We start from the raw sequence: 13,212 nt of genomic DNA, 5'->3' as shown, positions 1-13,212 counted from the left end.
GCGATGCTAGTCGGGGCGCTGAACGGGATTGCGCGCGCGTCCCGGCCGGCGAGCCTGTCGTGGGCGCACCCCGGGGCCGCCGATGCCGATGATCGATCGGTGTGGGGCGATCGGTGCCACGGGTGGCACCGATGTGCCGACACAGATCGATCATGTGAACCGGGCCGGGCCCGTCGTGCCCGTGGCGCGGCGCGGGAAGAACGGTGGGCGGGCCGGCGTTGGACCCGTCGTGGTTCCCCTTTCGATTCTCGACCTGGTCCCGGTCGCCGCCGGGACGTCCGCGACCTCGGCGCTGGAGCACAGCACCCGGTTGATCCGGCGGGCGGAGGAGCTCGGCTACCAGCGCTTCTGGGTGGCCGAGCACCACGCGATGCCCGGGATCGCCAGCTCGTCGCCGCCCGTACTGATCGCGCACCTGGCCGGGGCCACCGAGCGGATCCGGGTCGGCTCGGGCGGGGTCATGCTGCCCAACCACCGCCCGCTGGTCGTCGCCGAGCAGTTCGGGACGCTCGAGGCCCTGCACCCGGACCGGATCGACCTGGGCATCGGTCGTGCGCCGGGCACCGACCCGAAGACCGCCGCCGCCCTGCGCGGGATCAGCGCCCACCAGCTCGGCGCCCCGGACGACTTCCCGGACCAGCTCGTCGAGCTGGCCTCCTATTTCCGCGGTGACGCCGACGTGCTCGCCGTCCCCGCCGCCGGCAACGCGCCCGCCATGTGGCTGCTGGGCTCGAGCGGCTACAGCGCGCAGGTGGCCGGAATGCTCGGACTGCCGTTCGCGTTCGCGCACCACTTCAGTGCCGAGAACACGCTGCCGGCGCTGAAGCTCTACCGGGAGAACTTCCGCCCGTCGGCGAACCTGTCCGAGCCCTACTCCATGATCGCGGCCAGCGTGTTCGTCGCCGACACCGACTCCGCGGCCCGGGAGCTGGCGATGCCGGCCGCGCTGCAGTTCCTGCGGCTGCGTCTGGGACAGCCCGGCCCGGTGCCGTCGCCGGAGGAGGTCGCGGCGTTCGAGTGGACCGACCAGGCCCGCGCGTTCGTCGAGCACCGCCAGGCCGACCAGATCATCGGATCGCCGGAGACTGTCCGGCGTGGGGTGGACGAGCTGGTGCGCGTCACCGGCGTCGACGAGCTGATGGTCACCACCTCGACGTTCCTGGGCGAGGACCGGCTGCGGTCCTACGAGCTGCTCGCCGAGACCGTCGGCATGACCCCGGACGCCCGGATCGCCGCCTGAGCCCGCCGTCCCGACGCCCGTCCTCGTCGCTCCGGGTCGTCGGCCCGAGGGGTGATCGACGCGACGGGCTTCGCCCGTGTCCACGGGTGCTGTAATGCCGGGCATGACCGACACCACGGGTGCCGCCGCGTTCCGGGCCGCGATCGAGTCCGGTGACCTGGACGCGGCCGTCGCCCTCTTCCGCGACGACGTCGAGTTCCTCTCCCCCGTCGTGCACCGTCCCTACCGCGGGCGCGAAGAGCTGCACCAGATCCTGACGGCGGCGTTCGCCACCTTCGAGGACTTCCGTTACACCCACGAGTACGGCGGGCCCGACGGCCACGTGCTGGAGTTCGAGGCCCGGGTCGGCGACCGCGGCGTGCAGGGCGTGGACATCCTCCGTGACGGCGAGGGCGGGCTGTCCCGACTCACCGTGATGGTCCGGCCCTACTCGGCCGCCACCCTGCTGCGCGAGCGGATGGCCGCACTGCTGAGCGGCTGAACCGACCAGCAGCCTGCGTCCGACCGCCGGGCGCCGGTGTGTCGGCGCGTCGTCGCACACCGCCGCCCGTTGCCCGACCGAACGCTCCCCGGGCGCCGCGGCGGCCTGCCGCGCAGGCACGATGGTTCCGCCGAGGCGTTCCCCCGACCCAGGGTCACGAACCGGCGCAATGTTTTCCGCGTATGCCGACATTCGAGTGACGTTGATCGAGAGGCATACCGGGACCCCCCACGGCCTCGTTATCCCCACGAGACCGACCGACACGCGCCGGGGCGAGAAGGCCCGCCGGCGCCGACGCGAGCCGCGAAAGGAGGAGGCGGGTGCCCGGACCCACCACCCCGCCCCCGCCGCGGTCGTCCGGTTCGACGGACGAGCGCGGAGGTCGGCGGCGCCGCAGCGGCGGCCCCGACGGGCGGGCCACCGACGGTCGCACCCCCGAGCGGCGTGCTCCCGAGGGCCGGGCCGCCGAGGGCCGCACCGCCCAGGGACGGGCCGGCCAGCAGGGACGGGTCCAGCAGGCACAGGTCACACGAGGAGACACGGAGCGCCGCGACGAGCGGCCCGATCTCCGACGCGACGAGGCGGATCGCCCGGGGACCGGGGCCACGCCCTCCCGCCGGCGTCCCGACGCCGGCGGACGTGACGGAGCCTCCGATCCCGACCGTGGACGCGGTGGAGGCCGCAGTGGGGGGCACGCCGTGCCGGACGGCCCCGCCGACCGGCCCGCCGCGACCCCCACGCCTGCCTCGCCGCGCTCCGGCGCGGACACGGGCCCCGGCCGCGCGGGTGCGACCGGCACCGCGCGCGTCGGCATGCGGGTCCGTGGCGGAACGGTGCCCCGGGAGCCCGGCGCTCCCGCCGGTCCACCCGCCCCGAACGGCACCGACGGCGCCGGACCGGTCACCCGGGGACGCCCCCGCGCCGGCGGCACTCCTCGCGGAGACCGCCCGTCCGGCCCGAACCGGATACCGGACGGACCCCCGACGAACGGGGCGCGTCCGAACGGGGCGCGTCCGAACGGCGCACCTCCGACCACGGCTCCGGCGAACGGGGCTCCGCGCAACGGTGCTCGCACGAACGGGGCTCCGGCTAACGGGACCGCGGCTAACGGGACCGCGGCGAACGGAGTTCCGCGCGACGCCGTGCCGCCGGCGAACGGCTCCCGGCGCGATCCGGCCGCCGCGCCGGTCACCCCGGAGTCGGCCACGGGCACGGTCCCGGTCCGGTCCCGCCGGGCCCGCACCGACACCGGCCCCCAGGCCGCTGCGACACCGACCGCGGCGACACCGGCCGCGCCCACACGGGCCACGCCCCCGCCGGCCGCAGCCAGTCAGCCCACACCTCCGCCGTCGGCGCCCCCACGGGCCACGCCGTCCGTGGCTCCCCCCCGGGCCACACCGGCCGGAGCCGACCCGGCCGCCGCGACGGACGGGATGCCGGCACGCCGCGGCTCCCGCCACGGCGCCGAGGGCCGTACGTCCGGGCGTCACGGCGTCCCGGCCCCGGAGGCCGACCGCACCGCGGCGACGTCCCGCAACGGGTCGGCCCGCCACGCCGGACCACCGACCGGGACCGCGGCCCCGGTGGTCCCCGCCGTCCCGACGGACGGCCAGGACGACGAGACGGGACTGTTCACCCACCCCGAGCCGTCGGCCGGGTCCGCGCCCGGCACCCCCACCCGCGCCGGCGACGCCGCCACCCGCGCCGTCCCGGCACGGGGCGAGGCGGCCCGGGCCGACGCGGCGCGGGCGAGCGCCGAGCGGGCGAGCGCGATGCAGACCGGCGCCATGCCGACGAGCGCCGTCCCTGCGAACGGGGCACGGGCGAACGGAACACCGGAGAACGGGGCCCCGACGACCGCGGTGCCGACGAGCGAGGCCCCGACCGGCCTGCTCACCGCGTCCGCCGACACCGGCGGCGACGACCCCGCGAGCCTCACCCGCGTCACGGGCGGACGGCGCCACCGCGCCGCATCGGCCGGCGGCCCGCTGGACAAGGTCCGCGCCCTGGCCGGTCCCGCCGTGGAGACCGTTCGCACGAAGCTCGGCATCCTCGACGCCGAGGCCAAGGCCGCCCTCACCGCCGACGAGCTGAAGGCCCGGCGCCGCAAGCAGGTGAAGTACGGCCTGATCGGTTCGGCCGCGTCGGTCGTCCTGCTGCCGCTGCTGCTGTTCGGCCTCGGATGGCTGTTGTTCTCCGTCCCGACCCCCGACGACGCCGTCAACAACCAGATCGCGACCGTCTCCTACGCCGACGGCGGGCAGCTCGCCCGGCTCGTGCCCGAGCAGGGCAACCGCATCAAGGTCCCGCTGGCGGAGATCCCGGTGCCGGTGCGCGAGGCCGTCCTCGCGGCCGAGGACCGGTCGTTCTACTCCAACCCGGGCTTCGACATCTCCGGCATCGCCCGCGCGGCCTGGAACCAGATCCGCGGCGGCGACGGCGGCGGCTCGACGATCACACAGCAGTACGTGAAGAACACCCTCGTCGGCAACGAGCAGTCCTACTTCCGCAAGTACAAGGAACTGATCGTCTCGCTCAAGGTCTCGCAGCAGAAGACCAAGGACGAGATCCTGGGCGACTACCTCAACGCGATCTACTTCGGCCGCGGCGCCTACGGCGTGCAGTCCGCGAGCCTGGCCTACTTCGGCAAGCCGGCGAGCCAGCTGCAGCCGAACGAGGGCGCGCTGCTCGCCGGCGTCATCCAGTCCCCGTCGCGCTGGGACCCGGCCAGTGACCCGCAGAAGGCCCGCGAGCGCTGGTCGTTCGTGATGGACGGGATGCTCCAGCAGAGCTGGATCACGAAGGACTACCGGAGCTCCGCACAGTTCCCGGCGACCATCCCCCGCGCCAACAGCTCCACGAGCAGCTCGCTGACCGACGACCGCGGACACATCCTGACGGCCGTGAAGAACGAGCTCGAGGGCCTCGGCATCTCCGACCAGGCGTTCTCCCAGGGCGGTCTGCAGGTCACCACGACCATCGACCCGACCCGCCAGAAGGACCTGGTCACGGCCGTCCAGAGCAGGATGGAGGGCCAGCCCGACGTGCTGCGGGCCGGCTCGGTCGCGATCGACCCGAGGACCGGCGGGATCGTGGGGTACTACGGCGGTCAAGACGGCACCGGGCTGGACTACGCCAAGGTGCTCAAGCAGCCGGGGTCGACGTTCAAGCCCTTCGTGGTCCTCGCCGCGCTGATGCAGGACCCGCCGATCGGGCTGGGTCAGAAGTTCGACGGCTCCGAGCAGCCCGGCCTGCGCAACGCCGAGGGCGCCAACTGCCCCCGCTGCGACGTCAAGCAGGCGCTGACGATCTCGAACAACGTGGTGTTCACCAAGCTCGCGGCCGAGGTCGGGCCGCAGAAGGTGGCCGACGCGGCGCGCCTGGCCGGGATCACCTCGCCGATGGACAACCCGGACGCCCGCCTGGCCCTGGGCAACAAGGAGACCACCCCGGTCCAGCTCGCGTCGGCCTACGCGACGATCGCCGCGGGCGGGGTCTGGCACGCGCCGCACCTGGTGTCCAAGGTCGTCGACTCCGAGGGCCGGGTCCTCTACGAGTACCAGCCGGGCGAGGGCGAGCAGCGCTTCCCGGAGCAGGTGGCGCGCAACGTCGTCGAGGGCATGCTGGGCGTCGTCGGGCACGACGACCTGGACCTCCCCGGGGGCCAGGAGGCCGCCGGCAAGACCGGCACCGTGCAGTCCCGCTTCGACGGCCAGAACAACGACGCCTGGTTCGCCGGCTTCACCCCCGACCTGGTGACGACCGTGTGGATCGGCACCGACCGCAACGACCCGATCACCAACGCCGACGGCGAGCCGATCAGCGGTGCGATGCTGCCCGGCAAGGTCTGGCAGGCGTTCATGTCCGACGCCGTGCGCGCCGCCGACCAGACGCAGGACTTCCCGTCCTACGAGCCGATCGGCAAGGCCCCCGCGGCCGACGAGCCGACCGAGGCCGCCACGGCGACCGCCACCGCACCGGCCACGACGTCGGCGCCGGAGCGGCAGCAGGACGAGGAGCCCGCGGAACCGGTCGTACCGCCGGCGCCGGCCGCCCCCGCGGCACCCGTCGCGCCCTCCACCACGGCCGCACCCGCCCCGACCGGCGCGTCGGATCCGGGTGAGGAGGCCGCCGACCGGGCGGGCCGCACCACCGAACCGACCGTCGGCTGAGCGGAGACGGCTCACAGCCCGTGACACCGGATCGCCGCGTCCGGACCTGACGCGGCACAGCGTCGGCGGGCTACCGTGGGCCGGTGACCGGAAGCCATCACTTCGAGGTGGTGGCCTGGCGGGCCGACCGTCGGCTCACCCTGTACGTGCCGGGCATCGAGGCCTCGACGACGGTCGACGACCCGCGGGCCGCCGACGACGCCGTCCGCGAGCTGATCGCGGACCTGACCGGGTTCCCGTCGGAGGACATCACCTGCGAGATCCGCCTGGGCCGGCCCTGGCGCAGCGGTGCCTGATCGATCCTGGCGCAGCGGCGCCTGATCAGTCCTGCTGCAGGGCGCGCGCCGCGACCCGGCGGACGGAGGCGGTCAGCTCGTCGAGCACCGTGGTCCGCAGGCGCCAGTGCTGCCAGTACAGCGGGACGTCGAGGTACCTCTCGCCGCCGAGGAGCACCAGCTGCCCGGCGGCGGTCTCCCGGCGGGCCGGGACGTCGGTGAACATCCCCCAGCCCAGGCCCGCCCGGACCGCCGCGTGGTAGCCGTCCGCGGCCGGGACCCGGTGTGCGGGGCCGGTGCAGGGACGGTCGGTGACCATCTCGACGAACCGGGTCTGCAGCCGGTCCTTGGGCCCGAAGTCCACCCGCGGGGCCGCCGGGAACGCGAGCGCCGGGTCGCGGCCGTCGAACCAGCGCGCCACGACCTCCGGGGTGGCCACCGCGCGGTAGCGCATGGCGCCCAGCGGCTCGGCCGCGCAGCCCTGCACCGGTTCGGGCGCGGTGGTCACCGCGCCGACCACGGTCCCGTCGCGGAGCAGGTCCGCGGTGTGCCCCTCGTCGTCGACGTGCAGGTCGAGACGGACGTCGTGCTCGGCGACCAGGGGTGCGAGCGCGTCGAGGAACCAGTGCGTCACCGAGTCGGCGTTGACCGCGATCGGCAGGTGCGCCGGCGTCGCCGGGCCGAACGTCCGGGCGACCTCGCCCTCCAGCACGGCGATCTGGCGGGCGAGGCGCAGCAGCGCCGTCCCGGCGTCGGTCGCGGTGCACGGCCGGGTGCGGCGGACCAGCACCCGACCCGCCTGCTGTTCGAGCGCCTTGATCCGCTGCGACACCGCCGACGGCGTGACGTGCAGGCGCGCCGCGGCGGGCTCGAAGCCGCCCTCCTCCACCACGGCGCTGAGGGTGGCCAGCCGCTCCCGATCGTACATGAAGCCATACTAATCTTGGACAAGAAAGTTGAGCTGGTCTGCGTCTCTACGGATCCTTAACGTCGTCGCCGTGACTCCCCTCCTCTCCCCGCTGCTCGTGGGGTTCGGCACCGGTATCTCGTTGATCGCGGCGATCGGCGCGCAGAACGCGTTCGTGCTCCGCCAGGGCCTGCGCCGCGAGCACGTCCTGGCGGTGGCGTCGTTCTGCTCGGTGGCCGACCTGGTGCTGGTCATGGCGGCGATCGGCGGGGTCGGGGCCGTCATGGCGCAGGCACCCGGACTGCTCACGGCGGCGCGTGTGCTGGGGATCGTCTACCTGCTCGTCTACGGCGCGATGGCACTGCGGCGGGCGTGGCGGCCGGACGCGCTCGTCGCCGGGCCGGACCGGCGGACGTCGACGCCTCTGACGGTCGTGCTCGGGACGGCCGCGGCGATGACGCTGCTCAACCCGCACCTCTACCTCGACGTGCTGATGCTGGGCTCGATCGCGAACGCCCATCCCGGAGACGGGCGGTGGCTCTTCGGCGCGGGCGTCGTCGTCGCGAGCGTGACGTGGTTCTTCTCCCTGGCCTGCGGCGCGACCCGGCTGGCCGGGGTGTTCGCCCGGCCGGCGGCGTGGCGGCTGCTCGACCTGGGCGTCGCCGTCGTCATGGTCGTGATCGCGGCGACGCTGGCGGCCGGGTTCGTCTCCTGATCACCCGGCTCCCTCGATCAGCCGGCCCCGCCGATCACCCGACTCCCTCGATCACCCGGCCTCGTCGATCACCAGGTCGGCACGGTCCCGGGTGGCGCGGACGCGGGCGGCGTTGGGTTCGTCGACGTCCTGCACCCACCGCGCGGCGTGGGCCGGGGACTTGCCGAACTCCTCGTGCCGGGCGATCAGGCGTCGCAGGCGCAGGTCGTCGGGCGGGTCGACGAACCACACCCGGTCCAGCTCGGCCGCGACGGCCGGCCAGGGGTCGTCGGGCAGGAGCAGGTAGTTGCCCTCGGTCAGGACGAGCCGGGCCGCGGCCGGGACGTCGATCGCCCCGGCCAGGGGTTGCTCGAGGTCCCGCTCGAACGCCGGGGCCCAGACCGTCTCCCCGGTGTCGGCCCGCAGGCGGCGCAGCAGCGCGAGGTAGCCGTGGGCGTCGAACGTCTCGGCGGCGCCCTTGCGGTCGCGCAGCCCGAGCCGTTCCAGCCCGGCGTCGGCCAGGTGGAACCCGTCCATCGGGACGTGCGCGACCCAGGTACCGGGCTCGCATCCCGGCGGCGGCGACGCCCGCAACGCGTCCCGCAGCCCCTCCACCAGCGTCGTCTTGCCCGCCCCCGGCGCCCCGGTGACGCCGAGCAGCACCCGCCGACGGCCGTCGCCCACGAGCTCCCGAACCGTGCCGGCGAGATCCATGCCGCCATTCTTCACCCGTGAGCGGATATCGCTGCTGGAGCAGCGATATCCGCGCACGAGGGTTGCGGTTGACGCAGCGTCAAGCTCTAGCGTTCTCCTCGTGACGGAGAAGGAGAGCTGGTCGACCGCCGAGCTGGTGCGGCTGACCGGGGTCAGCTCCCGCACGTTGCGCCACTACGACCACGTCGGCCTGCTCGTCCCGGCCGGCGCTGCCCCGGGTGGGCAGCGTCGCTACGAGCGGCCCCAGCTCCGACGCCTGCAGCACGTGCTGCTGCTGCGTCAGCTGGGGCTGGGCCTCGCCGACATCGCGGCGGTGCTCGACGGGTCCGACGACGAGGTGGAGGCACTGCGCCGCCACCACGACCGTCTGCTCGCCGACGCCGACCGCCTGCTGCGGCTCGCCGACACCGTCGCGAAGTCCATCGAGGAGAGAGAAGGGGGAGATCGGATGAGTGCCGACGAGATGTTCGCCGCGTTCCGCAACGACCCGTACGCCGCCGAGGCGCGCGAACGCTGGCCCGAGCAGTACGCCGCGACGCGGGAGAGGACGGCCGACTGGGGCCCGGAGCAGGTGGCGGCGATGCACGCCGAGAAGGACACCGTGCACCGCACGCTGGCCCGGCTGATGACGGCCGGTGAGCCGGTCGACGCCCCGGCCGTGCAGTCCGCGGTCGCCGCGCACCACGCGTGGGTCGGCCGGTTCTGGACGCCGGGCCGCGAGGCCTACATCGGTCTGGGCCGGATGTACGTCGACGACCCGCGGTTCACCGCGACGATCGACGCCTACGCCGCCGGCCTGTCGCCGTACCTGGCCGAGGCGATGGCCGTCTACGCCGGGGCGCACCTGGAGTAGGTGGTTCTGCCGCGGCGGGGGGTGCGGCAGAATCGAGGAGATGACGCCTCCACCGGGGCATCCCGTCCCTGCAGTCGCGGGATAGGGCTGCCCCGGTGAAGCCGGAGTTCGTCCCGGGGCGGCCCCCGGCCGTGCTGTCCGGGCTCGTGCGGCGCTACCTCGGTTACCGCGAGTACAGCGCGACGCCCCTGCGCCGGCGTCAGGCACCCGTCGGGAGCTGTGCACTGATCATCGGGTTCGGGCCGACGATGCGGCTCGACGGCCCCGGTGGCACGGTGACGACCGGCGCGTTCCTGGCCGGGATGCACGACGCCGCGGTGCTCACCACGTTCGCCGGCGAGCAGCACGGGCTCCAGGCCGACCTGACCCCGCTGGGGGCGTACCGGCTGCTGCGGCGGCCGATGAGCGGGCTGACCAACCTCGTCCCCGCCCTCGACGAGCTCGACGACCCGGTGCTGGGCGCGCTGCCCGCGCGACTGGCCGATCTGCCGGACTGGCCGGCGCGGTTCGCCCTGCTCAGCGACGTGCTCGCGGCCCGGATGCTGGACGACGGGACCCGCGCACCCGACCCGGAGGTCGTGTTCGCGTGGGACCGGCTCTCCCGCACCGCCGGCGCGACCGGCGTCGCCGAGCTGGCCGCCGAGACCGGATGGAGCCGCCGGCACCTCCTGACCCGCTTCCGCGGCCAGATCGGCCTGCCCCCGAAGACCGCGGGCCGGGTGCTGCGCTTCCAGCGGGCGTCCGGGCTGGTCACGGCCGGGGTCACCTCCCTGGCCGACGTGGCCGCGACCTGCGGTTACGCCGACCAGCCGCATCTGGTGCGCGAGTTCCGCGCGCTCGCGGGGGTGACGCCGACGGCGTTCCGCGCCGAGTGGGGCGGCACCACACCCGGGAGTTCCCATTCGTCCAATCCCGGGGCTTCCCCCGGGTCCTAGGTTTCTCCCATGAGCATTCACCCGACACTGCGCTACGCCGACCCCCGCGCCGCGATCGCGTTCCTCACCGGGACCCTCGGGTTCCAGGAGCTGCACGTCTACACCGGCGACGACGGCTCCGTCGCCCACGCCGAGCTCGCCTGGGACGACGGCGACGACACCGGCATCGTCATGCTCGGCAGCCGGACCGACCCGCCCGGTCCGTTCGACACCGGCAAGGCCGTGATCTACCTGACCGTCGGCGACCCGGACGCCCTGCACGACAAGGCCGTCGCGGCCGGCGCGAACGTGGTCATGGGGCTGACCGACCAGGACTACGGCTCGCGGGAGTTCGCCGTCGCCGACGCGGAGGACAACCGCTGGAGTTTCGGCACCTACCGTCCGGCGTCATGACCTCGACAAACACAACGGAGGACCCGCTCCCGAGACTGCGGGAGATCTGTCTGTCGCTGCCCGAGGTGACCGAGAAGATCAGCCACGGGACGCCGACCTGGTTCGTGCGCAGGACGTTCGTCATGTTCGCCGAGCACCACCACGGGCACCCGCACGTCGCGTTCTGGTGCGCCGCCCCGCCCGGTGTGCAGGAGGATCTGGTCGCCGCCGAGCCGGAGCGGTTCTTCCGCCCGGCCTACGTCGGGCACCGCGGCTGGCTCGGCGTCGTCCTGGACGGCGAGGGGGACGCCGCCGTCGACTGGGACGAGATCACCGGGATCGTCACCGACGCCTACCGGACGGTCGCGCCGAAGAAGCTCGTCGCCCTGCTCGGGTGACGGCACCCGGCCTACGATCACGGGCGTGCCGACCCTGCCCACACCGCTGCCGATGCTCGACGTGGGCGGGGGCCGCGTCGAGTACGACGACGTCCCCGGCGACCCCGGACGGGCCGCACTGCTGTTCCTGCACGAGGGCCTCGGCTCGGTGGGGCTGTGGCGGGGGTTCCACCGGCGGATCGCCGAGGCGACCGGCCGGCGCGCGGTGGCCTACTCCCGCCTCGGGCACGGGTTCTCCGACCTCCCGTCCTCGAAGCGCGAGCCGTCGTTCATGTCCGAGGAGGCGTCGGACGTCGTCCCTGCGCTCTGCACGGCCCTGCGCATGGAGCGCCCGATCCTCGTCGGGCACAGCGACGGCGCCACGATCGCCCTGCTCGCGGCCGCCCGCCACGACGTGTCCGGCGTAGCCGTGATGGCACCGCACGTGTTCGCCGAGCCGATCGGGCTCGACGGGATCACCGCCGCCCGCACCGCCTACACCGACGGCGCGCTGCGCACCCGGATGGCGAAGCACCACCGCGACCCCGACGTGACGTTCTGGAGCTGGAACGACGTCTGGCTCTCCCCCGGGTTCGCCGACTGGGACATCCGCGGCGAGCTCTCCGGGATCACCGCGCCCGCCCTCGGCATCCAGGGCGACGACGATCCGTACGGCACCGCCGCCCACGTCGAGGGCGTCCGCGACCACTCCTCCGGCCCGGTCACGCTCGTCGAGCTGGCCTGCGGACACTCCCCGCACCTGGAGATGCCCGACGAGACCGCCTCGGCGCTGCTCGGTTTCCTCTCCGGCCTGCCGTGAGCGGATGTCGCTGCCCGGGCAGCGATATCCGCTCACGACCCGCTCAGGACGCGGTCCAGCCGGTCCAGCTGGTCGGGGTGAGGACCGTGACCGGGCCGTCCGGACGTTCCCGATGGTAGGGCTCGTACTTCGCGACGAGCGCGTCGAGCGCACGGTCCCGGAACTCGCCGGAGGAGTGCTCGGCCATGGTCCCGTCGACGCGCACCCACCACAGCTGCGACCAGTCCTCGTCCCAGCGGTCGACGATCAGCGCGGCCCGCGGGTCGGCGTCGACGTCGCGCAGGCGGGCCAGCCGCTTGTCGCTCTTGGGCTTGATCTTGTCCACCGCCGAGCAGAACAGGCCGTCGACGACGGCGAAGGTGCAGGGCACCAGCCTGGGTGTGCCGTCGGTGTTGCGGATCGTGGCCAGCCGGGCGACGCGCTCGCCGTCCACCCGCCGCCGGCACTCGTCCTCGTCGAGCTTGGGCACGTCAGGACTCCTTCGCCGGGACGGTGACCTGCACGCTGAGCAGCTTCGCGTCCCGTGTCTCGCGCCGCTCGTGCTCGAAGAAGTTCGGCGCGACGCACAGGAACAGCGTCCGGCCGTCCGCACCACCGAGGGCGACGGCGTAGCAGCCGTTCGCCTCCGTGCCGACCGAGTCGGCGATCTCCCCGCCCGGGAGGACCCGCACCGCGCGGTTGTTCTTCGCGTCCGCCACCCAGATCGCGCCCTCGGCGTCGGCCACCGAGATCCCGTCCGGGCCCACCGCGACCTCGCCGATCGCCTCCAGGGCGTCGCTGGCCGACGGGAGCGGCCCGAAGCTCGCCCAGTCGCGGCGGTCGGACAGCGAGCCGTCGTCGGCGATGTCGAAGGCCGACATCCGGTTGCCGAGCGTCTCCGCGACCACCAGCGTCGAGCCGTCGACGATCGCGGGCCCGTTCGGGAAGTGCAGCGGCTCGGAGACCTCGGTGACCGTGCCGTCGGTGTCGACCCGCAGCAGCGGGGCCGGCTTGCGCGGGTCACCGGCCATCAGGTCGAAGCCGAAGCTGCCGACGAACGCGCGGCCCCGGTCGTCGACGATCATGTCGTTGAGCACGGAGGGGGCGTGGCCGGAGAGGTCGGCGTGTCGGGTCAGGGTGCCGTCGGTCTCGCGGAGAAGGATCGACCGGTCGCGCATCGAGACGATCAGCAGCCGCCCGTCGGGCAGCCATCCCAGCCCCGACGGCTGACCCGGCACCTCGGCCTCGACGCGCAGGTCCGAGCCGTCCTCGGCGGCCGAGAGGACCTGGTTGGTGTAGAAGTCGCTCACCCAGATCCGGCCCGCGTGCCAGCGTGGACCCTCCAGGAAGGACAGGTTCTCCAGGACCACCGTGCTCATGCTCGACTCCCTTT

The 13,212-nt window shown here is 74.1% G+C and carries 14 protein-coding genes; 10 read left to right on the top strand and 4 right to left on the bottom strand.

The window, feature by feature from the left end:
- The first annotated feature begins 229 nt into the window (after positions 1-229).
- From EV383_RS14840 to EV383_RS14825, 4 genes are all read left to right on the top strand, one after another.
- Complete coding sequence (locus EV383_RS14840; RefSeq protein WP_242623108.1) at positions 230-1,240, top strand: LLM class flavin-dependent oxidoreductase; 1,011 nt, start codon at positions 230-232, stop codon at positions 1,238-1,240.
- Positions 1,241-1,343: 103 nt separating this feature from the next.
- Positions 1,344-1,721, top strand: coding sequence for a nuclear transport factor 2 family protein (locus tag EV383_RS14835; RefSeq protein ID WP_130290462.1), 378 nt, complete (start codon positions 1,344-1,346; stop codon positions 1,719-1,721).
- 1,376 nt (positions 1,722-3,097) lie between these two features.
- On the top strand, positions 3,098-5,893 hold the full coding sequence (locus tag EV383_RS14830; protein WP_242623107.1) for a transglycosylase domain-containing protein: 2,796 nt from the start codon (positions 3,098-3,100) through the stop codon (positions 5,891-5,893).
- A gap of 83 nt (positions 5,894-5,976) precedes the next feature.
- Positions 5,977-6,189: a hypothetical protein gene (locus EV383_RS14825; protein ID WP_130290461.1), complete on the top strand. Its 213-nt coding sequence runs from the start codon at positions 5,977-5,979 to the stop codon at positions 6,187-6,189.
- A gap of 25 nt (positions 6,190-6,214) precedes the next feature.
- On the opposite strand, the gene EV383_RS14820 is transcribed toward EV383_RS14825, so the two are convergent.
- Positions 6,215-7,096 carry a LysR family transcriptional regulator ArgP gene (locus tag EV383_RS14820; protein WP_130290460.1) on the bottom strand — a complete coding sequence of 294 codons (882 nt, stop codon included), beginning with the start codon at positions 7,094-7,096 and terminating at the stop codon, positions 6,215-6,217.
- Positions 7,097-7,166: 70 nt separating this feature from the next.
- On the opposite strand from EV383_RS14820, the gene EV383_RS14815 reads away from it, so the two are divergent.
- Positions 7,167-7,790, top strand: coding sequence for a LysE/ArgO family amino acid transporter (locus EV383_RS14815; RefSeq protein WP_130290459.1), 624 nt, complete (start codon positions 7,167-7,169; stop codon positions 7,788-7,790).
- Between the two features lie 51 nt (positions 7,791-7,841).
- On the opposite strand, the gene EV383_RS14810 is transcribed toward EV383_RS14815, so the two are convergent.
- Complete coding sequence (locus tag EV383_RS14810) at positions 7,842-8,483, bottom strand: nucleoside/nucleotide kinase family protein (RefSeq protein WP_130290458.1); 642 nt, start codon at positions 8,481-8,483, stop codon at positions 7,842-7,844.
- Between the two features lie 100 nt (positions 8,484-8,583).
- Between EV383_RS14810 and EV383_RS14805 the strand changes: the two genes are divergently transcribed.
- The 5 genes from EV383_RS14805 (at position 8,584) to EV383_RS14785 (ending at position 11,840) form a co-directional block, all read left to right on the top strand.
- Positions 8,584-9,336 (top strand): MerR family transcriptional regulator, encoded by a 753-nt coding sequence (locus EV383_RS14805; protein WP_242623106.1) that lies wholly within the window; start codon positions 8,584-8,586, stop codon positions 9,334-9,336.
- A 95-nt stretch (positions 9,337-9,431) separates the two neighbouring features.
- Complete coding sequence (locus EV383_RS14800) at positions 9,432-10,271, top strand: helix-turn-helix domain-containing protein (protein WP_130290456.1); 840 nt, start codon at positions 9,432-9,434, stop codon at positions 10,269-10,271.
- A gap of 9 nt (positions 10,272-10,280) precedes the next feature.
- Positions 10,281-10,664 (top strand): VOC family protein, encoded by a 384-nt coding sequence (locus tag EV383_RS14795; RefSeq protein WP_130290455.1) that lies wholly within the window; start codon positions 10,281-10,283, stop codon positions 10,662-10,664.
- Positions 10,661-11,041 (top strand): MmcQ/YjbR family DNA-binding protein, encoded by a 381-nt coding sequence (locus EV383_RS14790; RefSeq protein WP_130290454.1) that lies wholly within the window; start codon positions 10,661-10,663, stop codon positions 11,039-11,041. The genes EV383_RS14795 and EV383_RS14790 overlap by 4 nt, the downstream gene beginning before the upstream one ends.
- Before the next feature lie 25 nt (positions 11,042-11,066).
- Positions 11,067-11,840: an alpha/beta fold hydrolase gene (locus tag EV383_RS14785; RefSeq protein WP_242623105.1), complete on the top strand. Its 774-nt coding sequence runs from the start codon at positions 11,067-11,069 to the stop codon at positions 11,838-11,840.
- Positions 11,841-11,883: 43 nt separating this feature from the next.
- Here EV383_RS14785 and EV383_RS14780 read toward each other — a convergent pair whose 3' ends face one another.
- On the bottom strand, positions 11,884-12,309 hold the full coding sequence (locus EV383_RS14780; protein ID WP_130290453.1) for a TIGR03668 family PPOX class F420-dependent oxidoreductase: 426 nt from the start codon (positions 12,307-12,309) through the stop codon (positions 11,884-11,886).
- A 1-nt stretch (position 12,310) separates the two neighbouring features.
- Positions 12,311-13,198, bottom strand: a complete 888-nt coding sequence (locus EV383_RS14775) for an SMP-30/gluconolactonase/LRE family protein (RefSeq protein WP_130290452.1) — start codon at positions 13,196-13,198, stop codon at positions 12,311-12,313.
- Between the last annotated feature and the right edge of the window lie 14 nt (positions 13,199-13,212).

Source organism: Pseudonocardia sediminis (assembly GCF_004217185.1).
GTDB classification, from domain to species: domain Bacteria; phylum Actinomycetota; class Actinomycetes; order Mycobacteriales; family Pseudonocardiaceae; genus Pseudonocardia; species Pseudonocardia sediminis.
Note: the sequence above shows the minus strand (reverse complement) of the source record. Positions and strands in the feature narration are given on the sequence as shown.

Excerpts from the sequence above, each read along its gene's own strand:
- EV383_RS14835 (WP_130290462.1), top strand. The coding sequence starts at position 1,344 with ATGACCGACACCACGGGTGCCGCCGCGTTCCGGGCCGCGATCGAGTCC.
- EV383_RS14820 (WP_130290460.1), bottom strand. The coding sequence starts at position 7,096 with ATGTACGATCGGGAGCGGCTGGCCACCCTCAGCGCCGTGGTGGAGGAG.
- EV383_RS14810 (WP_130290458.1), bottom strand. The coding sequence starts at position 8,483 with ATGGATCTCGCCGGCACGGTTCGGGAGCTCGTGGGCGACGGCCGTCGG.
- EV383_RS14795 (WP_130290455.1), top strand. The coding sequence starts at position 10,281 with ATGAGCATTCACCCGACACTGCGCTACGCCGACCCCCGCGCCGCGATC.
- EV383_RS14790 (WP_130290454.1), top strand. The coding sequence starts at position 10,661 with ATGACCTCGACAAACACAACGGAGGACCCGCTCCCGAGACTGCGGGAG.
- EV383_RS14775 (WP_130290452.1), bottom strand. The coding sequence starts at position 13,198 with ATGAGCACGGTGGTCCTGGAGAACCTGTCCTTCCTGGAGGGTCCACGC.